This is a genomic window from Microbacterium sp. (assembly GCF_044508325.1).
Lineage (GTDB): Bacteria > Actinomycetota > Actinomycetes > Actinomycetales > Microbacteriaceae > Microbacterium.
In genome coordinates, this window is the sequence record NZ_JBIQHX010000004.1 from 206,095 (window position 1) to 225,222 (window position 19,128).

17 protein-coding genes are annotated in these 19,128 nt (G+C 72.6%); 7 read left to right on the forward strand and 10 right to left on the reverse strand.

What is annotated here, in order from left to right; genetic code table 11:
* Nucleotides 1-44 precede the first annotated feature (44 nt).
* The 5 genes from ACIWQI_RS05375 to ACIWQI_RS05395 all read right to left on the reverse strand — a co-directional run bounded on the left by ACIWQI_RS05375 (nt 45) and on the right by ACIWQI_RS05395 (nt 4,685).
* Nucleotides 45-887: an energy-coupling factor transporter transmembrane component T family protein gene (locus ACIWQI_RS05375; protein WP_396656092.1), complete on the reverse strand. Its 843-nt coding sequence runs from the start codon at nt 885-887 to the stop codon at nt 45-47.
* Entirely contained in the window at nt 884-2,716 is a 1,833-nt protein-coding gene (locus ACIWQI_RS05380) for an ABC transporter ATP-binding protein (protein WP_396656093.1), read from the reverse strand. The genes ACIWQI_RS05375 and ACIWQI_RS05380 overlap by 4 nt, the downstream gene beginning before the upstream one ends.
* Nucleotides 2,717-2,785: 69 nt before the next feature.
* Nucleotides 2,786-3,349 carry an ECF transporter S component gene (locus ACIWQI_RS05385; RefSeq protein WP_396656094.1) on the reverse strand — a complete coding sequence of 188 codons (564 nt, stop codon included), beginning with the start codon at nt 3,347-3,349 and terminating at the stop codon, nt 2,786-2,788.
* A gap of 29 nt (nt 3,350-3,378) precedes the next feature.
* A complete protein-coding gene (locus tag ACIWQI_RS05390; protein WP_396656095.1) occupies nt 3,379-4,368 on the reverse strand; it encodes a pirin family protein in 990 nt (329 codons plus the stop codon).
* Nucleotides 4,365-4,685 (reverse strand): GNAT family N-acetyltransferase, encoded by a 321-nt coding sequence (locus ACIWQI_RS05395; RefSeq protein WP_396656096.1) that lies wholly within the window; start codon nt 4,683-4,685, stop codon nt 4,365-4,367. The genes ACIWQI_RS05390 and ACIWQI_RS05395 overlap by 4 nt, the downstream gene beginning before the upstream one ends.
* A 5-nt stretch (nt 4,686-4,690) precedes the next feature.
* Between ACIWQI_RS05395 and recQ the strand changes: the two genes are divergently transcribed.
* The 4 genes from recQ (at nt 4,691) to ACIWQI_RS05415 (ending at nt 11,366) form a co-directional block, all read left to right on the forward strand.
* The gene (recQ, locus tag ACIWQI_RS05400; protein ID WP_396656127.1) at nt 4,691-6,658 is read left to right on the forward strand and encodes a DNA helicase RecQ; all 1,968 of its coding nucleotides are present in this window, start codon (nt 4,691-4,693) and stop codon (nt 6,656-6,658) included.
* 46 nt (nt 6,659-6,704) lie between these two features.
* Entirely contained in the window at nt 6,705-8,399 is a 1,695-nt protein-coding gene (locus tag ACIWQI_RS05405) for a formate--tetrahydrofolate ligase (RefSeq protein WP_396656097.1), read from the forward strand.
* A gap of 165 nt (nt 8,400-8,564) precedes the next feature.
* Nucleotides 8,565-10,670: an acyl-CoA dehydrogenase gene (locus ACIWQI_RS05410; protein ID WP_396656098.1), complete on the forward strand. Its 2,106-nt coding sequence runs from the start codon at nt 8,565-8,567 to the stop codon at nt 10,668-10,670.
* Between the two features lie 120 nt (nt 10,671-10,790).
* Nucleotides 10,791-11,366 carry a DNA-3-methyladenine glycosylase I gene (locus ACIWQI_RS05415; protein WP_396656099.1) on the forward strand — a complete coding sequence of 192 codons (576 nt, stop codon included), beginning with the start codon at nt 10,791-10,793 and terminating at the stop codon, nt 11,364-11,366.
* Nucleotides 11,367-11,379: 13 nt separating this feature from the next.
* Here the strand turns inward: ACIWQI_RS05415 and ACIWQI_RS05420 are convergent, their stop codons facing one another.
* Nucleotides 11,380-12,036, reverse strand: a complete 657-nt coding sequence (locus ACIWQI_RS05420; protein WP_396656100.1) for a histidine phosphatase family protein — start codon at nt 12,034-12,036, stop codon at nt 11,380-11,382.
* Nucleotides 12,037-12,095: 59 nt separating this feature from the next.
* On the opposite strand from ACIWQI_RS05420, the gene ACIWQI_RS05425 reads away from it, so the two are divergent.
* Nucleotides 12,096-12,992, forward strand: coding sequence for an alpha/beta fold hydrolase (locus ACIWQI_RS05425; protein ID WP_396656101.1), 897 nt, complete (start codon nt 12,096-12,098; stop codon nt 12,990-12,992).
* A 6-nt stretch (nt 12,993-12,998) separates the two neighbouring features.
* Here ACIWQI_RS05425 and ACIWQI_RS05430 read toward each other — a convergent pair whose 3' ends face one another.
* Genes ACIWQI_RS05430 through ACIWQI_RS05445 form a run of 4 tightly spaced genes read right to left on the reverse strand, consistent with a single transcriptional unit; the run spans nt 12,999 to nt 17,127 of the window.
* A complete protein-coding gene (locus ACIWQI_RS05430) occupies nt 12,999-13,772 on the reverse strand; it encodes a glycosyltransferase family 2 protein (protein WP_396656102.1) in 774 nt (257 codons plus the stop codon).
* A gap of 55 nt (nt 13,773-13,827) precedes the next feature.
* Nucleotides 13,828-14,316, reverse strand: a complete 489-nt coding sequence (locus ACIWQI_RS05435) for a recombinase family protein (RefSeq protein WP_396656103.1) — start codon at nt 14,314-14,316, stop codon at nt 13,828-13,830.
* Nucleotides 14,317-14,360: 44 nt separating this feature from the next.
* Nucleotides 14,361-16,094 carry a cation:proton antiporter gene (locus ACIWQI_RS05440; RefSeq protein ID WP_396656105.1) on the reverse strand — a complete coding sequence of 578 codons (1,734 nt, stop codon included), beginning with the start codon at nt 16,092-16,094 and terminating at the stop codon, nt 14,361-14,363.
* 16 nt (nt 16,095-16,110) lie between these two features.
* Nucleotides 16,111-17,127 (reverse strand): malate dehydrogenase, encoded by a 1,017-nt coding sequence (locus tag ACIWQI_RS05445; protein WP_396656106.1) that lies wholly within the window; start codon nt 17,125-17,127, stop codon nt 16,111-16,113.
* Nucleotides 17,128-17,267: 140 nt separating this feature from the next.
* Between ACIWQI_RS05445 and ACIWQI_RS05450 the strand changes: the two genes are divergently transcribed.
* Together ACIWQI_RS05450 and pip are read left to right on the forward strand one after the other, a co-directional pair.
* On the forward strand, nt 17,268-18,149 hold the full coding sequence (locus ACIWQI_RS05450) for a neutral zinc metallopeptidase (RefSeq protein WP_396656107.1): 882 nt from the start codon (nt 17,268-17,270) through the stop codon (nt 18,147-18,149).
* On the forward strand, nt 18,146-19,128 hold a 983-nt coding region (gene pip, locus ACIWQI_RS05455), incomplete at its 3' end, for a prolyl aminopeptidase (RefSeq protein ID WP_396656108.1). The genes ACIWQI_RS05450 and pip, both read left to right, overlap by 4 nt.

Below are 19,128 nucleotides of genomic sequence, written 5' to 3' on the forward strand. Positions count from 1 at the left end.
ACTTGGCTTGCATCGCCACCGGCGGAGCGCGGGGATGGTCCGGCTCAGGCCGGCGACCAGGGGAACCACAGCGCGAACAGCACCGCCGAGACGAGCCAGAGCATCCCGATGAAGACCGCGTCGCGGCCGCGGAACGGCACCGGATACCGTTCGGTCCGGGTCGGATAGGCGCCGAAGGCACGGGCGTCCATGGCGAGCGCCACCCGCTCGGCGTGGCGGATCGCCCCCGCCAGCAGCGGCACCACATACCCGAAGCCGCGCGCCAGCACGGCGAACGGTCCCCGGCCGCCGTGCGCCCCGCGCACCCGGTGCGCCGCGCGGATCACGTCGAGCTCGTGCCGGAACCGCGGCACGAACCGGAACGCCGCCATCGCGGTGTACCCGATGCGGTACGGCACCCGCAGCTGCTGGATGAGCGATCGCACCAGGTCCGGCCCCGTGGTGGTGAGCCCCGGGATCAGCGACAGCGCGAGGATCGCCGCCAGGCGCAGCGCGGTGCCGAATCCGACGGCGAGCGCCTGGCCGTACAGCACCCAGTCGCCCGCCTGCAGCACGACGACGGAGTGGTCGACGCGCGAGGCGTCCGTCCACAGCGAGAGACTGAATCCCAGCACGGCGACCGCGAGCGGGATGCCGAGGAACAGCAGCGCCGCGGTGCGCCACGTCAGCCGCGCGCCGACCAGCAGCAGCACGTAGGCGAGCGCGAGGAAGGCGACCGGGGTGGCGAGGTCGCGCACGAACACGAGCAGCACCATCGCCGGCAGCGGACCGGCGAGCTTGGCGAGCGGGTTGAGCCGATAGAGGAAGTGCACCGCCGCGGTCTGCGGTGCCGGCGCGTACGGATCGAAGGCCGCGCGCTGGGGTGTGGCGAGGGTCTCGGTGGTCACGCGGCGCCTCCGGGCAGATCGCGCAGCCGCACGATCCCCTCGAGCTCGGGATGGGAGGGGATGCCGGCGAACGCCGCCGCGAGGGCGGGCACCCGCAGCCCCGCCGATTCGATCAGGGCGCGGTCGGCGAAGACATCCGCCGTCCGTCCGTGCGTCTTCAGCCGGCCCCCCGACAGGACCGCCACGTGGGTGGCGTGCTCGGCCACCAGCTGCATGTCGTGGGTGACCACGATGACCGTCCGGCCCTCCCGGTTCAGGCCGTCGAGGATGCCGAGCAGCTCGTCGGCGCGCGCCCGATCCTGGCCGAACGTCGGCTCGTCGAGGGCGAGCACCGGGGGCCCGGCGATCAGCGCGGTGCCGACCGACAGCCGGCGCTTCTGACCGCCGGAGAGCAGGAACGGATGCGTCTGGGCCTTTGCGGCCAGCCCGAACCGCTCGAGCATGTCGTCGACGCGCGAGCGCACCTCGTCCTCCGGCACGTGACGCAGCCGGAGCGCATGCGCGAGCTCGTCGTGGACGGTGTGCGCGACGAACTGGTGCTCGGGATTCTGGAACACGAAGCCGACGTGGCGCACGAGCTCGCGCGCCGAGGCGCGGCCGGGGTCGACGCCGTCCACGAGCACGTGCCCGCGCGGCGGCGGCACGACACCGGCGATCGCCTGCACGAGCGTGGTCTTGCCCGCGCCGTTCTCGCCCACGACGGCGAGGAAGTCGCCGGGCGAGATCTCGAGGTCGATGCCGTGCAGCACCTCGCGCCGCCCTCGCCTGATGCGCAGGTCGCGCACCGTGATGAGCGGCGCGGCGCCTCCGCGGCTCACAGAGTCCGCAGATTCGCGCGACGTCCGCAGCGGATCGGTGGATGCCTGCGAGTTCGGCGTGGAACTGCGAAGTCTGTGAGGCGTGGGCGCCGCGGTCGGCGCGCGCGGCGCGGGCTCCGCCTCCAGCGCGGCGCGCAGCTCCGCCGGGGTCAGCGGCAGGGGGTCGAGCGCGTAGCCGGCGCGGCGCAGCCGCAGCGCGGCGAGGGTGGCCGCCGGCAGCCACACGCCGAGCCCGTGCAGCTGCGCCGCGTGCTCGCGCAGCACCGACGCGGCCGGGCCGTCGTGCACGAGGCATCCCTCGCCGTCCATGACGACGACACGGTCGACGAACCCGATCGCGGCGCCGAGATTGTGCTCGATGAGGACGATCCCGCGGTCTCCTGCGGCGACGAGGTCGCCGAGGGCCGCGTACACGTCTTCGATGCCGACCGGGTCGAGGTTGGCGGTGGGCTCGTCGAGCACGAGCAGGGGCGAGCCCATCGCGAGGGCGCAGGCGATGGCCAGCCGCTGCCGGGCGCCGCCGGAGAGCCGGTCGGGATTCTCGGCGCGCCGCTCCCACAGCCCCACGCGCCGCAGCGCGTCTTCGGCGCGGCGCATGACCTCGTCCGGGGGCAGGCACAGGTTCTCGACGCCGAAGGCGACCTCGTCCAGAAGGGTGCCGGTGATGAGCTGGGCGTCCGGGTCCTGGAACACCATGCCCACCCGCGTGCTCAGCTGCGCGACGGTGGCCCCGGAGGCGACGAGCCCTGCGGCGACCACCTCGCCCTCCACCCGCGCGGGGATCGCCTGCGGGATCAGGCCGTTCAGCGCCAGCGCGAGCGTGGACTTCCCGGATCCGCTGGGCCCGAGGACGAGCACCACCTCGCCCGGCGCGACGGTGAAGGTCATCGAGCGCGGGGTCGCGGCATCCGCCCCCTCGTGCGTGATCGCGAGGTCGCGCACCGCGAGCAGGGTCCCGGGGGACGGCGGCGGCGCGGGCACGGCGGCGGGATCGCTGTCGACGGTCGTCACGGGCTTCTCTCCGAGCAGGCGAGCTTAGCCTGCCCTAACCCAAGAGTACCGGGCGACCCCGTGGATCCGTCAGGGTCCGCCCACTCCGCGGGCGACGCCGGCACGGCGCAGGCCCGCCCCGATGGCGAGGGCGATGCCCGTCCAGGCGATCGGGCCGAGGAACAGCACCACCACGAACGCGACCTGCGCCCACGGCTCGAAGCGCTGCAGGTCGAACACGAAGCCCATGATGACCGCGATGACGACACCCACGATCACGCCCGAGATCATGAAGCGCCACCATTGCCAGACCCGGTAGCGGGTGAGCGCCGCGATGCCCTCCTGCAGGCCGCCGATGAGGATCGCCATGCCCAGGTAGCGGGCGATCCACTGCGGCGAGAACGCCGTCGCGACCAGCGCGGCGATCACGTGCGAGATCAGCGCGACCCACGGCAGCCGCAGCAGCTCCTGGGCGAGGATGCCGGGGACCACATGCACGCCCAGCACGAGGCCGTAGAGCACCGCGAGCGGGTAGACGGCCCACACCGGCACGCTGATCCATCCCGCGAACGCGGTGAGAAGTCCCGTCGCGACGCCGACCGCGGCGCACACGAGGAGCACGCGCGTCGACAGGACTGTGCGGGCGGGGGTCACGGATCAAGCGTAATGCCGGGAAGGGATGCTCACAGTCGCCGCCGCCGCGAGGTGAGACGCACTCCGGGCATGGGCGGTGCGGGGATGCGAACGTCGCCGTGCCCGGCGACCGAGCCGAAGCGCGGCGAGTGCGCCTCCCACTCCTCGCGGGCCTCGACGATCTCCTCGTGGGTGCGGGCGACGAAGTTCCACCACATGACGACGTCGTCCTCGAAGGGCTCGCCGCCGAGGAGGAACAACGTGGCGCCCTCGGTGGAGGACACGTCGACGCCGTCGCGACCCACCCCGAGGTAGAGCAGCTGATACGGCGCGACGGCGATCGCTTCGGCGTCGGGCGAGGCGACGGCATCCACGTCACCGTCGATCCCGACGATCGCGTGCTCCCACTCCGGCCGCAGCGGCAGCCGCACGTGCGCCCCGGCAGGCAGGCGGACCTCGGCGCCGACGATGGGCGTGAACACGGATGCCGGCGAGCTCACCCCCGCGAGCTCGCCCAGCACCACGACGGCTGCTGCGCCGCCGGGCAGCTCGATCACGGGGAGGTCTTCGTGCCGCTCGAACGCCGGCGGCCCGTGCCGACGCGAGTCGGGCAGCGCGACCCACAGCTGCAGGGCATCCAGCGGCACCTCGTCGTCGCCGACGGAGTACTCGGAGTGCGAGATGCCGGCTCCGCTGGTCATGAGGTTGAGCGCGCCGCTGCGGACGACCACGTCGCTGCCGATCGAGTCGCGGTGGCGCACCTCGCCGATGAAGGGCCAGGTCACCGTCTGCAGGCCGATGTGCGGGTGCGGCTCGACGCGCATCCGGGCCCGCTGCGGGCCGAACCGGTCGAGGAAGCACCACGCTCCCACCAGCGGCAGGTCGCGCTGCGGCAGGGTGCGGTGCACCGCCATGGCGCGGATGCCGCCCAGCGGCACTTCGCGCGAGCTCAGCAGCACCGCCCGCGGACCGCTCCCGTCGTGCTCTCGGGGCGGGCTGGGGGCGACCATCTCGGTGGCGTCGGAGTCGAGCCTGGTCATCCCGACGCTCCACGCTGCGATGCGGCCGACCAGTCGACGTCCAGACCGGGCACGTCGTTCTCCTTGAGGTGGCGGCGCACGAACGGGCACAGCGGCACGACGCGCTCGCCGCGACGGGCGACATCGGCCATCGCACCGGCGATGAGGGTGGAGGCCAGACCCTTTCCGCGGAAGGCCGGATCGACCACCGTGTGCGGGAAGATCAGCTCGCCGTTCGGCTCGATCTGGAACTCCGTGTAGCCGCCGAGCACGTCGCCGACGTGGATCTCGTAGCGGCCGGCCTCGTCGTTCCGGGTGACGGTGAGCGTGTCGTCCATGCGGGATCCCTTCTTCGCTGAGTCCAACGTACGGGCGCACGGAATCTTCCGCCACGCCGCCGCGCTCGGCGTCGGGTGCAGCGCGTAGGGTCGGAGAAGTGACTGATCCGCACGCCGGCCCGACGGGGGACGCCGACCCCGTCGCCGTGCTGCGCGAAGTCTTCGGCTACGACGAGTTCCGGGGCGATCAGGCCGCCGTGATCGAGCACGTCGTCGCCGGCGGCGACGCCGTCGTGCTCATGCCCACGGGCGGCGGAAAGAGCATCACCTACCAGGTGCCCGCGCTCGTGCGCGCGGGCACGGGCCTGGTGATCTCGCCGCTGATCGCCCTCATGCACGACCAGGTCGATGCGCTGGTCGCCAACGGCGTGCGCGCTGCCTACCTCAACTCCACGCAGCTGCCGCACGAGCGCCAGGCCGTGGAGCAGGCGTTCCTCGCCGGGCGGCTCGACCTGCTCTACGTCGCGCCCGAGCGCCTGTCCGCCCCGCAGACGACGCAGCTGCTGCAGCGCGGCCGGCTGAGCGTCATCGCGATCGACGAGGCCCACTGCGTCTCGCAGTGGGGGCACGACTTCCGCCCCGACTACCTGGCCCTCGGAGACCTGGCCGAGCGGTTCCCGGGCGTGCCGCGCATGGCGCTCACGGCGACGGCGACGCGTGAGACCCATCGCGAGCTGACCGAGCGGCTGCGCCTGCCCGAGGCGCGGCACTTCGTCGCCAGCTTCGACCGCCCCAACATCCAGTACCGGATCGAGGCGAAGACCGACCCGCGCCGGCAGCTGGTGGCGTTCATCCGCAGCCAGCCTGCCGGCGCCGCCGGCATCGTGTACGCCCTCAGCCGCAAGAGCGTCGAGCAGACCGCCGAGCACCTGCGCGCCCAGGGCATCGACGCGCTGCCGTACCACGCGGGGCTGCCCGCCGAGGTGCGCGCCGCGAACCAGGCGCGGTTCCTGCGCGAGGACGGCGTGGTCATGGTGGCGACCATCGCGTTCGGCATGGGCATCGACAAGCCCGACGTGCGCTTCGTCGCCCACATCGATCTGCCGAAATCGGTCGAAGGCTACTACCAGGAGACCGGGCGCGCGGGGCGCGACGGCGAGCCCGCCGTCGCCTGGATGGTCTATGGCCTGGGCGACGTCGTCCAGCAGCGGCGCCTCATCGACGCCTCCGAGGGCGACCGGACGTTCAAGATGCGGCTGGGTCAGCACCTCGACGCGATGCTCGCGCTGTGCGAGACGGTGGGATGCCGCCGGCAGAACCTCCTCGCCTACTTCGGCCAGGACTCCGACCCCTGCGGCAACTGCGACACCTGCCTCGAGCCGCCGGAGACCTGGGACGGCACGGTGCCGGCGCAGAAGCTCATGTCGACGATCGTGCGCCTGCAGCGCGAGCGTGGGCAGGCGTTCGGCGCCGGGCATCTCATCGACATCCTGCGCGGCGCGGGCACCGAGCGCATCCGGCAGCAGCGGCACGACGAGCTGGCCACCTACGGCATCGGTGCCGACCTCGCCGATCAGGACTGGCGCGGCGTCGTGCGCCAGCTGCTGGCGGGCGGGCTGCTCGTCCCGCGCGGCGAGTACGGCACGCTCGCCCTCGGCGAGGGCGCGGCCGAGGTCCTGCGCGGGGAGCGCGCCGTGCCCCTGCGCCGCGACGTCCTGCGCTCGTCCGGGCGCTCCCGGCAGCGCCGCGCCGCCCCGCCCGAGCAGCTCACCGACCCGGTCGCGCGCGAGCTGTTCGAGGCCCTGCGCGCCTGGCGGGCCGGCGTCGCGAAGGAGCAGGGCGTGCCCGCCTACGTCGTCTTCGCGGATGCCACGCTGCGCGCGCTGGCGACTGCACGACCGGCGTCGCCGGACGAGCTCGACGGGATCACCGGCATCGGCGCGAAGAAGCGCGAGACCTACGGCGCAGCGGTGATCGAGGTGATCGCGGCACGCGCTCCCGTGGAGGCGCCCGTCGGTCCCGCCGCCCCGTAAGCTGTCCGGAGCCGCCCACGAGACGACGAAGCCAGGGGGTTCGACGATGAGCCTGAGCAACATCGAGATCGCGCAGGACGCGCGCATGCTGCCGATCGAGGAGGTGGCAGCGCGCCTGGGCATCCCGTCCGACGAGCTGCAGCCCTACGGCCGGTACAAGGCGAAGGTGTCGCTGCCGTATCTCGCGTCGCTGCGGGACCGTCCGCAGGGAAGGCTCGTGCTCATGACGGCGATCTCGCCGACGCCCGCCGGCGAGGGCAAGACCACGACCACGGTGGGGCTCGGCGACGCCCTCACCCGCATCGGCGAGAAGGCGATGATCTGCCTGCGCGAGCCCGCGCTCGGGCCGGTGTTCGGCATGAAGGGCGGTGCGGCCGGCGGCGGGTACGCGCAGGTGGTGCCCATGGAGGACATCAATCTGCACTTCACCGGCGACTTCTCCGCGATCGCCGTGGCGACCAACCTCCTGGCCGCCATGATCGACAACCACATCCACCACGGCAACGCCCTGGGCATCGACGTGCGGCGCATCACGTGGCGGCGGGTGCTCGATGTCAACGACCGCGCACTGCGCGACACGGTGATCGGCCTCGGGGGCCCGGGCAACGGATACCCTCGCGAGTCGGGCTTCGACATCGTCGTCGCGTCCGAGGTGATGGCGATCTTCTGCCTGGCCACGAGCATCGCCGACCTCAAAGAGCGGCTCGGCGAGATCGTGGTCGGATACACGCGCGAGAGGATGCCGGTGCGCGCCCGCGACCTCGACGCCCACGGCGCCATGACCGCCGTGCTGCGCGACGCACTCTCGCCCAACCTCGTCCAGACGCTCGAGCACACCCCGGCCTTCGTGCACGGCGGACCGTTCGCGAACATCGCGCACGGGTGCAACTCGGTGATCGCGACGAGCTCGGCTCTGCATCTGGCCGACTACGTGGTCACCGAGGCCGGCTTCGGCGCCGACCTCGGCGCCGAGAAGTTCGTCGACATCCTGTGCCGGTCCACCGGGCTGCGCCCGGCGGCGGCGGTGATCGTGGCGACGGTGCGGGCCCTGAAGTTCCACGGCGGCGTCGAGGTCGCCGACCTGCCCACAGAAGACGTGGCCGCCGTGGAGCGCGGCATGGTGAACCTCGAACGGCACCTGCGCACGGTGCGCGACACCTGGGGCCTGCCCGCGGTCGTCGCGATCAACCATCGCGCCGAAGACACCGACGCCGAGGTCGCGGCCGTCGTCGCCGGGGTGGCCGCGCTGGGTGCCGAGGCGGTGGTCTCGAAGCACTTCGCCTCGGGCGGCGCCGGCGCCGAAGACCTCGCGCGCGCTGTCGTCCGGCTCGCCCCTCGAGAGGGCCTGGGACCGGAACCGGGAGCGGGACTGACGTTCACCTACCCGGACGAGGCGTCGCTGTGGGAGAAGATGAAGGCGATCGCGACGCGGATCTACGGGGCATCCGACATCACCGCCTCCTCCGCCGTGCGCGCGCAGATCCGCCGGCTGCAGGACGAGGGGTACGGCGACTACCCGGTGTGCGTCGCCAAGACGCAGTACTCGTTCTCGACCGACCCCAAGCTGCGCGGTGCGCCGACCGGTCACGTCGTCGACATCCGCGAGGTGCGGCTGGCCGCGGGCGCGCGGTTCGTCGTCATGATCTGCGGCGACATCATGACGATGCCGGGACTTCCCAAGGTCCCGGCGGCGAACACGATCGACGTCGACGAGGACGGTCGCATCGTCGGGCTCTTCTGACGTCGCGAGGGGAGCCGGGCGGATGTCGGGAAGCCACAACGCGCCACGCGGGCGCCGCCGCCGCGGGCTGTACGGCATCCACAATCCGTTTTCCCTGCTGTTGGAGGAGTCCTACGGTCGACTGTGACCGTCCCCCCCCGCACACCCGTCATCGAAAGGCGATCCATGGCCGACGCCGTCGTCCGTCCGAAAAAGCCCGCCACGAAGAAGCGCACGCCCGCCGGCGGCGCCCCCACCGCCGCGCACACCGCCGCCGAGGCGGATGAGGCCCGCATCGACCTCGCGCTGGTGGCCGACCGCCTCCTGGGCACCTGGGCCGACACCCGCCGCGAAGCGCGCGAGCTGATCAAGGACCCCGTCTTCCACAAGGTGGAGGGGATGCCGATGGCCGAGCACCGCGAGCGCGCGCTGAGCCAGCTGCACCTCCTCGCGCAGCAGGGTGCCTCCCGGCGCGCATTCCCGCGCGAGTACGGCGGGCTCGAGGACAACGGCGCCAACCTCGCCGGGTTCGAGGAGCTCGTGCTCGCCGACCCCAGCATGCAGATCAAGGGCGGCGTGCAGTGGGGTCTGTTCGGCTCGGCCATCCACCAGCTCGGCACGAAGAAGCACTGGGACAAGTGGCTTCCCGGCGTGATCGACCTGAGCCTTCCCGGCGCGTTCGCGATGACCGAGATCGGGCACGGGTCGGATGTCGCGGCCCTCGGCACCACGGCGACCTACGATCCCGACACCCAGGAGTTCGTCATCCACACGCCGTTCCGCGCGGCGACCAAGGAGTACCTGGGCAACGCGGCGCTGCACGGGCGCGCCGCCACGGTGTTCGCCCAGCTCATCACCGGCGGCGTCAACTACGGCGTGCACTGCTTCTTCGTGCCGATCCGCGACGACGAGGGCGCGATGCTGCCGGGCATCACCAGCGAGGACGACGGCGTCAAGGGCGGCCTCAACGGCATCGACAACGGCCGGCTCGCGTTCGACCACGTCCGCGTCCCGCGCGAGAACCTGCTCAACCGCTACGGCGATGTGGATGCCGACGGCACCTACCGGTCCGACATCCCCTCTCCCGGTCGCCGCTTCTTCACGATGCTCGGCGCGCTCGTGCAGGGGCGGGTGTCGCTGGACGGAGCGGCCACCGTGGGCACCGCGCTGGCCGAGCACATCGCGATCACCTACGGCAACCAGCGCCGCCAGTTCGACTCCGGTGCCGGCACCGAGGAGGTCGTGCTGCTGGACTACGGGAAGCACCAGCGCCGGCTGCTGCCGCGCCTCGCGCAGACGTACGCCCAGTTCTTCGCGCACGACGAGCTGCTGCGCAAGTACGACGGGGTCTTCTCGGGCCGCACCGACACCCCCGACGAGCGGGAGGATCTCGAGACCCTCGCCGCGGCGCTCAAGCCCCTGAGCACCTGGAACGCGCTCGACACGATCCAGGAGTGCCGCGAGGCGTGCGGCGGCGCAGGCTTCATGGCCGAGAACCGGCTGGTCGGCCTGCACCACGACCTCGACGTCTATGTGACGTTCGAGGGCGACAACAACGTGCTCCTGCAGCTGGTCGGCAAGCGTCTGCTCAGCGACTACGCCAAGCAGTTCGCGGGGGCCGACGCCGCCTCGCTCGCGCGGTTCGCCGTCGGCCAGACCGCGGGCCGGATCTTCCACGGCGCGGGCCTGCGGCAGCTGGGCCAGACCGTCGCCGACTTCGGCTCCACCGCCCGGTCGGTGGAGCTGGGGCTGCGCGCAGATCAGCAGCACGAGCTGCTCGCCGGCCGCGTCCAGCAGATGGTCGCCGATCTCGCCGCGGCGCTGCGTCCGGCGGCGAAGCTGTCGCAGGCCGAAGCCGCGGCCCTGTTCAACAGCCACCAGACCGAGCTCATCGAGGCCGCCCGCGCCCACGGCGAGCTGCTCCAGTGGGAGGCCTTCACCGACGGCGTCGCCGCCATCGACGACGAGGCCACCGGGCAGGTGCTGGGCTGGCTGCGCGACCTGTTCGGCCTGTGGCTCATCGAGAAGCACCTCGCCTGGCACCTCATCAACGGGCGCCTCTCCGGCCAGCGCGCGGCCTCGGTCTCGCGCTACATCGACCGGCTCTGCGCGCGGCTGCGCCCGCACGCTCAGGACCTCGTCGACGCCTTCGGATTCGCGCCCGAGCACGTGCGCGCGCCCATCGCCCTGGGTGGCGAGCGGGAGCGGCAGGACGAGGCCCGCGCGTACTACGCGGCGCTGAAGGCCTCCGGCCAGGCGCCCGTATCCGAGAAGAGCCTCCGGAAGAAGTGACGCCTCGGGTCAGGGCTGCGTGCCGAGATCAGGGGAAGTGACCGAGGGCATGACGGATGCCGCGGCCGAGGCCTGTGGCCGGTGACATCCCCTGTCCCCGGCACGCCGTAGGCTGACCGGGTGAGCCCGGACATCCTCGTCGCCGACGGCGTCGTGCGATGTGCGTGGGCCGGCGCCGACGTCGAGTACCGCCGCTATCACGACGAGGAATGGGGGCGTCCGCTGCACGGCGACCGGGCGCTCTTCGAGAAGCTGAGCCTGGAGGGCTTCCAGGCGGGGCTCAGCTGGATCACGATCCTCCGCAAGCGCCCGGCCTTCCGGGAGGCGTTCGCCGGCTTCGAGCCCGGCGACGTCGCCGCCTTCGGCGACGAGGACGTCGCACGGCTCATGGCCGACGCCGGCATCGTGCGCAACCGCGCCAAGATCGAGGCGACGATCGCGAACGCCCGGCTGGTGGCGGAGATGGATGCCGGAGAGCTCGACGGGCTGCTGTGGTCGTTCGCGCCGACGGCCCCGCGCCCGCGGCCGGAGTCGTTCGCCGAGGTTCCCGCCACCACACCCGAATCCGCAGCGCTCAGCCGAGCGCTGCGGCGCCGCGGGTTCCGGTTCGTGGGGCCGACGACGATGTACGCCCTCATGCAGTCGGCGGGCATGGTCGACGACCATGTGGTCGGGTGCTGGCGCGCGACGGACTGACGTCCGTCCGCGGTCAGGACTTCGCCGGCTCCTGCGGCAGCTCGGGCCCGTGGTTCCAGGCGAGGATCGCGGGCTGCTCGCGGTCGTAGGCGAGCACCGACACCGATCCGGCGTCGAGGGTGATCAGCGCGCCGAACCGGGGCGCCTGGCGCAGGAACACCGCCGCCAGGATGCGCAGGCAGTGCCCGTGCCCGATGAGCGCGACATCCCCCTCCACCATCGCGGGGAGCACCCGGGTGAGCACCCGCGACGCGCGGCCGGCGACCTCCTCGACGGTCTCGCCGGGGGTGGCGCCCCGGATCACGCCGTGCGTGAACGCCGACCAGTTGTAGCCGAGCTCGGCGCGGATCTCGCGGGTGGTGCGACCTTCGTAGCCGCCGTAGTCCCACTCGACCAGGAGCGGGTCGACCTCCGCGTCCAGGCCCGCGAGCTCGGCCGTGCGCCGTGCCCGCTGCAGGGGAGAGGACAGCACGAGCCGGAAGTCGTAGCCGCGCACGAGCTCGCCGGCCGCACGCGCGAGCTCTTCGCCGCGCGGCGTGAGCGGGATGTCGGTGCGCCCGGTGTGCCGGCCGGCCCGCGACCACTCGGTCTCGCCATGCCGCAGCAGGACGAGCTTGCCCGGGGGATTGTCGGGAGCCGGCCGATCGGGCAGCGGGTCGAAGTCGTCCACGACGCCACCGTACCCGCCTCGGTTCGAAGCCGCGCGCTCCCGCTCACTAGGATGCCGACGTGGACACCGCCCCCGACGACCAGGCGGCACGGCTCGATGCGGAGCTGACGCCGATCGACTGGACAGTGCTGCCGCCGGGCTCCGAGCGCGACACGGTCGCCGTGCCCAGCGGCTCGCTCGCGCGCGTCTCCCTCGGCCCCGCCGAGGGGGAGCGCGTGGTCCTCGTGCCCGGCATGACGGGGTCGAAGGAGGACTTCACCCTCATGCTGCCGCTGTTCGCCGAGGCCGGGTACCGGGCCGAGGCCTTCGACATGGCCGGGCAGTACGAGTCGGCGGCGGCCGGGCCCGAGCACCTCGACCCCCCGCGGCGCCGGTACACGCTCGACCTGTTCGTCGACGATCTCATCGCCATCCTCGATGGGGGGCGGACTCCCGCGCACGTGCTCGGGTACTCGTTTGCGGGGACCGTCGCCGGCGCGGCGGCGGTGCGGCAGCCCGAGCTGTTCTCCACTCTCACCCTGCTGTCAGCGCCGCCGCTTCCCGGGCAGGCCCTGCGCGGCTTCAAAGTGCTCGGGCCCCTCAGTCACGCGGTGCCCGGGCGTGCGCTCGGGCCGCTGTTCATCTCGGCGCTGCGGCGCAACGTGCACCGCGCGCCGCGGGATCGCGCGCAGTTCGTCACCGCCCGGTTCGCACACACCCGGGCTTCGAGTGTGGGCGACATCATGGCCCTGATGAAGCGCACCCCCGACCTCGCGCCCGCGCTGCGTGCCACCGGCATCCCGCTGCTCGTCGTCACCGGCACCGGCGATGTCTGGCCGGCCGAGGTGCACCGCGAGTTCGCCGAGCGGCTGGGTGCGCGTGCCCTCGTGCTGCCCACCGGGCACAGCCCGTGCGAGACCGCGCCGCACCAGCTCACGCAGGCGATGCTCGCCCTGATGCGCAACGGCAGCGGGTGAGGCGCTTCAGAAGCGCCTGATGCCGAGGGCCCGCTGCGCGCGCCGGCGCCTGCGCCGCCCCTGCGCGTTCGTGACGACCCGGCGCGGCCAGCTGCGCTCGCGGAAGTTGACGCCCACGATGTGGAACGCCCACAGGGCGCGCCGCTTGAAGCCGGCGAAGGAGTCGAAGGGGCGGGCCGAGACCCCCACCTCGAGCCGCCGGTCGAAGTCGACGCCCATGCCCGGATCGAGGACGAGACTGATGTCGAGGTCGTCGTGGGCGCGTGGGTCGTCGAGGTGGACGCGGTCGCGCAGCTGCGCCCACGCCTCCCGCCGGATGGCGAAGTTCGAGCCGAACAGCGGCACCCGGGCGACCACGCCCTGGAACACCCAGAAGTAGCCGCCGAGGTACAGGTACCGGCCGACGAAGCGCCAGAACCGGCCGCGACCGTAGAACGTGCCGGTGCCGGTGAGTCCGGCGAGGGTGGGGTCGGCGTCGAATCGCTCTTCGATCCGCGCCGCCCAGCCGGGAGCCGGCCGCGAATCCGCATCGAGTCGCCCGATGATGTCGCCGGTGGCGGCGTCGAAGCCGGCGGCGGTGGCCCGCAGCACGCCGCGGACCGGCTCGTGGACGACGCGCGCACCGGCCGCCCGCGCCACCTCGGCGGTGTCGTCGTCGGAGCCGTTGTCGACGACGATGACCTCGTCGGGCGCCCGGGTCTGCGCAGCGAGGGCTTCGAGGCAGTGCTTCAGCATGTGCGCATCGTTCAGCGAGGGGATCACGACGCTGACGGTGCTCATCGCAGAAAGCCTAGGGGGTCGGCGCGCCCGTCCCCGGCATCACCGGGCGAGCGTGTCAGCGACCGGTGTCGAACAGGTGCCGGCCGCTGTGGTCGAGCACCTTGACGGTGATCCCCCGCTCGCGCAGCGCGGCGACGGTGCGCGTCTCCTCGTCAAGGGTCCGGCCCAGGGCGTGCACGTTGGCGACCACCACGACATCGCCTTCGTGCAGCGTGCCGAACAGGCGCACGAGACGCTCCTCCCAGGTCTCCATCGTCTCCGGAGCGGGATGCCGGAACCCTTCGATGGGCACGCCGAAACGCGTCAGGTCCTCGCGCTGCTGGACGACCGACGGCATCCCGGGGCGCGCGACGACCACGCCCACCAGCCGTGCGCCGTGGGGACGGGCCTGCCACCAGTCGCGGTCGCGCTGCAGCTCGCGGAAGCACTTCGGGCACTCGGCCGCCGCGTGCGGCAGGTGGAGCGGGCTGGTGTCGGCGAGGTCGGATGCCTCGTGGCCGGCGTGACGGGTCGCGGCATCCGCGGCGGCGCTCGCGTCGGTCATGGCTTCTCCCTGGGGCTCCCCTCCATTCTGGCCCCTCGGGCCCGTCACGGTTCCTCGCCCAGCCGCAGCGCCAGGCTCAGCTCCTCGGCGTCGAGCTCGGCGAGGGCCTGCTTCAGCACCGCCGAGCTGAACCTGCCGTCCGAGCCCAGCTCGATGAGCCGCCGCCGCTGCACCTGGATGAGGGCGAGGCGCAGCTCCGCGATGACCCGCCCCTCGGCGGTGCTCTCGTCGTCGGGCGCCACCTCCAGCCGGGCGCGGGCCCGCTCGATCACCTCGGGCGGGAACGGTGCCCCGGAGCGGGTCGTGAGGGTCGGGTCGGTGAGCGCCGCGCGGCCCGCCTGTGCGAGCTCGTCGTCGATGCGCTCCCGCTCGTCGTCGCCGTCTCCGGCGGCAGGGCGGGGGAAGCGCAGCAGCCGCACGACCCAGGGGAGCGTGAAGCCCTGGAGCATGAGGCTGATGAGGGCGACGAGGAAGGCGATGAACACCAGCAGCGCCCGCTGGTCGTCGGTGTCTTCGACGGTGAGGGTCTGCGCCGCGGCCAGGGTCACGACCCCTCGCATCCCGGCCCACACGATCACCGTCCCGTGCTTCCATCCCACCGGCGAGGCCTGGTAGTAGTCCAGGTCGGTCAGCAGTCGCTGCACGCGGGCCCGCATGGCGCCCAGGCGTCGCTCCCGCATCTTCGGTCCGCCCAGCGGGTGCCCCCCGCGGCTGTCGGGGGGCGCGCCGGATGCCAGGGTCTCGATGCGGGCGCCGAACGCCTCCAGTCGGGCGCGGTCGATCCGCCGGGCGCGGCGCCCCTGCGCCCACACGAGCAGCGACACGTACGCTGCGCGCACGACGAGGATGATCCCCAGCGCAGACAGTGCCAGCCAGAACGGGAACCACAGGCCCTCGTGGGCGCGGAGGTTGTCGGTGACGATGTCCTTGAGCTCGAGGCCCATGAGCAGGAACACAGCGCCCTCGAGCACCAGCTCGATCGTGCGCCAGTTCATCGCCTCCGACAGGCGCTGCTCGGGGGTGAGCCGGCGGACGGACTGCTGCCCGGTGACGATGCCGGCGACCACGGCGGCGACCAGACCCGAACCGCCGAGGTGCTCGGTCGGCAGGTAGGCGAGGAAGGGCGCCGTGAAGCTGAGGGCGGTGTTGGACGCCGAGCTGCCGACCCAGGCGCGCACCCGCACGATCAGCATGCCGACGACCGCCCCGACGACGGCGGCGATGAGCACGGCCCACGCGAAGGCGCCGATCGCGCCCCACAGCGAGAAGCTGCCGGCGATCGCGGCGATCGCCGTGCGCAGCAGCACCAGGGCGGTCGCGTCGTTGAGCAGGCTCTCGCCCTCGAGCATCGTCACCACCCGCGGCGCGATGCCCAGGCGCTTGGCGATCGAGGTCGCCACGGCGTCGGTCGGGCTGAGGATCGCGCCCAGCGCGACGCCGAGCGGCAGGCTCACCCCCGGGATCACGAGCCAGAAGAACACGCCCAGCACGATCGCGCTGATCACCACGAGCAGGACGGCCAGTCCCGCGATCGGCCGGAAGTCGCGGCGGAACTCGAGCGCGGGCAGATTGACCGCCGCGGAGTACAGCAGCGGCGGGAGCACCCCCACGAGGATCCACTCCGGATCGATCTCGGGGATGTGCACGAAGGGCATCAGACTGACCACGATCCCGAGTGCCACCAGCAGCAGCGGGCCGGCGACTCCGAGCCGCTGCGCGAGCGTGGTGACCACGACGATCGCGACGACTGCGATCACGATGACCAGCGACAGCTCCATGCGCGTCCGCCCGGCATCACAGGAGGCCGAGCGCCTCCACGGTCTCGCGCTCGGCGACGAGCTCGGCGACCGACCTGTCGATGCGGGCCCGGGCCCGGGGTTCGAGCTCCAGCCCCTCGACGACCCGGTACGCCTGGCCGTCCGAGGTGACCGGGAACGACGAGACCAGCCCCTCGGGAACCCCGTACTCGCCGTGCGAGACGACGGCCGCCGAGGTCCAGCCGTGGTCGGGGTGCGTGCCGCGCACCCAGTCGCGCACGTGGTCGATGGTGGCGCTGGCCGCCGAGGCGGCCGACGACGACCCGCGCACCTCGATGATCTCCGCCCCGCGACGGGCGACGCCCGGAACGAAGACGTCGTCGAGCCAGCGGGCCGCGGCATCCTCTCCGCCCATGCGCTCGGCCAGCAGCGCCGTCACCGGCACGCCGTCGACGGTGGCGTGGGAGACGTCGGGGAACTGCGTCGCCGAATGGTTGCCCCACACCGTCACATCGCGGATCGCGTCGGGCCGCACCCCCAACGCCTCGCTGAGCCGCCCCAGCGCCCGGTTGTGGTCGAGCCGCGTGAGCGCGGTGAACCGGTCCGAGGGGATGCCGGGGGCCGCGGCCCGGGCGATGAGGGCGTTCGTGTTGGCGGGGTTGCCGACCGCGACGACTCGTATGTCGCTCGCGGCATGTGCGGAGATCGCGGCCCCCTGGGGTCCGAAGATGCCGGCGTTGGCCTGCAGGAGCTCGGCGCGCTCCATGCCGGGGCCGCGGGGGCGCGACCCGACCAGCAGCGCGACGCTGCTGCCGTCGAACGCGCGGTTCGCGTCGTCGGTGAGGTCGACCGAATCCAGCAGCGGGAACGCGCAGTCCTGCAGCTCGAGGGCCGCCCCCTCCGCCGCGCGCATGCCCTGAGGGACCTCCAGCAGGTGCAATCGCACCGGCCGATCCGGTCCGAGCAGGTCGCCGCCCGCGATCCGGAAGAGCAGCGCGTATCCGATCTGGCCGCCGGCGCCGGTCACGGTCACGGTCGTGGGTGCGTGGGCCATGCGCTTCACCCTATTCCCGCGCCTGTGGCCGCGGCATCCTCGCCGTGGGGCATCCCGGGCAGAATACAGCGATCGACGGCGGATGAACAGGGATGCCGGTCCTTGTCGTCGCAGGACACCCGGCGCGCTACCGTGAACCCATGACCTTCAACGACAACGCGAACGTCGGGGGGAGCAACGCGCGACGCCGCGGCCGCACGGCCGCTGTCGCCGGTGGCGGCGTCGCGGGCCTCGGGGGCATCGCGGTGCTGATCTTCGCGTTGCTGACAGGTGGCTCGTTCGACCTCTCCTCCCTGCTGGGCGGCGGTGCCGGCACGGCACCGCAGGGCTCCGGCGATCAGGCCATCACCGACTGCGAGACCGGGGCGCAGGCCAACGCCGACGACACCTGCCGGCTGGTGGCGACCTCCGTCGTGCTCGACGACTACTGGACCGCCACCGTCGACGGCTACCGCGAGCCGCAGCTGATCATCGTCGACCAGCAGGCCGGCTCGCCGTGCGGCACGGCATCCAATGCCACCGGTCCCTTCTACTGCCCGGCGGATGAGACCGTGTACATCGACCCCACGTTCTTCGGCCTGCTGCGCTCGCAGTTCGACACCTCGGCGGGCAGCCTCGCGCAGATGTACGTGCTCGCCCACGAGTACGGACACCATGTGCAGCACCTCATCGGCGTCATGGACCAGTACCCGAACAGCGGGAGCGGGCCGACGAGCAACGGCGTGCGCACCGAGCTGCAGGCCGACTGCTTCGCCGGCGCGTTCATCGCCGACATGGCCACCCTCACCGACGAAGACGGAAACCGCTACCTGCAGACGCCGACCGAGGCGCAGATCCGCGACGCGCTCGACGCCGCCGCGACGGTGGGCGACGACCACATCCAGCAGCAGTCCGGCGGATTCGTGAACCCGGAGAGCTGGACCCACGGCTCCAGCGAGCAGCGCCAGCGCTGGTTCGCGACCGGCTATCAGGACGGGCCGGGCTCGTGCGACACGTTCGCCGTGAGTGGGGGGCAGCTGTGAGCGTCGCCGAGCTCGACGACATCCTCTACCCGCCCATCGAGCCCTACGACAGCGGACTGCTCCTCGTCGGCGACGGACACCGGGTCTATTGGGAGCAGAGCGGCAACCCCGACGGCAAGCCGGTCGTGTTCCTCCACGGCGGGCCGGGCGGGGGCACCTCACCGTGGCATCGCCGCTTCTTCGACCCTGAGCGGTATCGCATCGTCCTGCTCGACCAGCGCGGGTCGGGGCACAGCACGCCACACGCGAGCGAGCCGGATGCCGACCTGCGCCACAACACGACCTGGCACCTGGTGGCCGACCTCGAGCTGCTGCGCAAGAACCTCGGCATCTCGCGGTGGCAGGTGTTCGGGGGGTCGTGGGGCAGTGCACTGGCGCTCGCCTACGCGCAATGCCACCCCGAGGCGGTCACCGAGCTGGTGCTGCGCGGGATCTTCACGCTGCGGCGGCACGAGATCGAGTGGTTCTACGAGGGCGGTGCATCGGCGATCTTCCCCGACCTGTGGGAGGAGTTCATCGCACCCATTCCGGTGCTGGAGCGCACCCGGCTCGTCGAGGCGTACCACCGCAGGCTCAGCGACCCCGATCCGGCCGTGCACGTTCCGGCGGCGATCGCGTGGTCGCGCTGGGAGGCGGCGACCATCAGCCTGCGCCGCGACCCCGAGACGGTCGAGCGGATGTCGGAGCCCGCCGCCGCGACCGCGTTCGCGCGGATCGAGAACCACTACTTCATGCACGACGGCTGGTTCCGGCGGGAGCAACTGATCGAGGATGCCTCCGCCCTGCGCGGGATCCCCGGTGTCATCGTGCAGGGGCGGTACGACGTGTGCACGCCGATGATGACGGCGTGGGACCTGCACCGGGCGTGGCCCGAAGCCCAGTTCGTGGTCGTCGACGACGCGGGCCATGCGGCATCGGAGCCCGGGATCGCCCGGGCGCTGCGTGCGGCGACCGACCGCTTCGCGGATGCGGGCGACTC

Coding starts and splice junctions, on each gene's coding strand:
- ACIWQI_RS05435 (WP_396656103.1), bottom strand. CDS start 14,316: ATGACCGACGCGAGCGCCGCCGCGGATGCCGCGACCCGTCACGCCGGC.
- ACIWQI_RS05390 (WP_396656095.1), bottom strand. CDS start 4,368: ATGACCAGGCTCGACTCCGACGCCACCGAGATGGTCGCCCCCAGCCCG.
- ACIWQI_RS05410 (WP_396656098.1), top strand. CDS start 8,565: ATGGCCGACGCCGTCGTCCGTCCGAAAAAGCCCGCCACGAAGAAGCGC.
- ACIWQI_RS05430 (WP_396656102.1), bottom strand. CDS start 13,772: ATGAGCACCGTCAGCGTCGTGATCCCCTCGCTGAACGATGCGCACATG.
- ACIWQI_RS05395 (WP_396656096.1), bottom strand. CDS start 4,685: ATGGACGACACGCTCACCGTCACCCGGAACGACGAGGCCGGCCGCTAC.
- ACIWQI_RS05405 (WP_396656097.1), top strand. CDS start 6,705: ATGAGCCTGAGCAACATCGAGATCGCGCAGGACGCGCGCATGCTGCCG.
- ACIWQI_RS05440 (WP_396656105.1), bottom strand. CDS start 16,094: ATGGAGCTGTCGCTGGTCATCGTGATCGCAGTCGTCGCGATCGTCGTG.
- ACIWQI_RS05445 (WP_396656106.1), bottom strand. CDS start 17,127: ATGGCCCACGCACCCACGACCGTGACCGTGACCGGCGCCGGCGGCCAG.
- ACIWQI_RS05450 (WP_396656107.1), top strand. CDS start 17,268: ATGACCTTCAACGACAACGCGAACGTCGGGGGGAGCAACGCGCGACGC.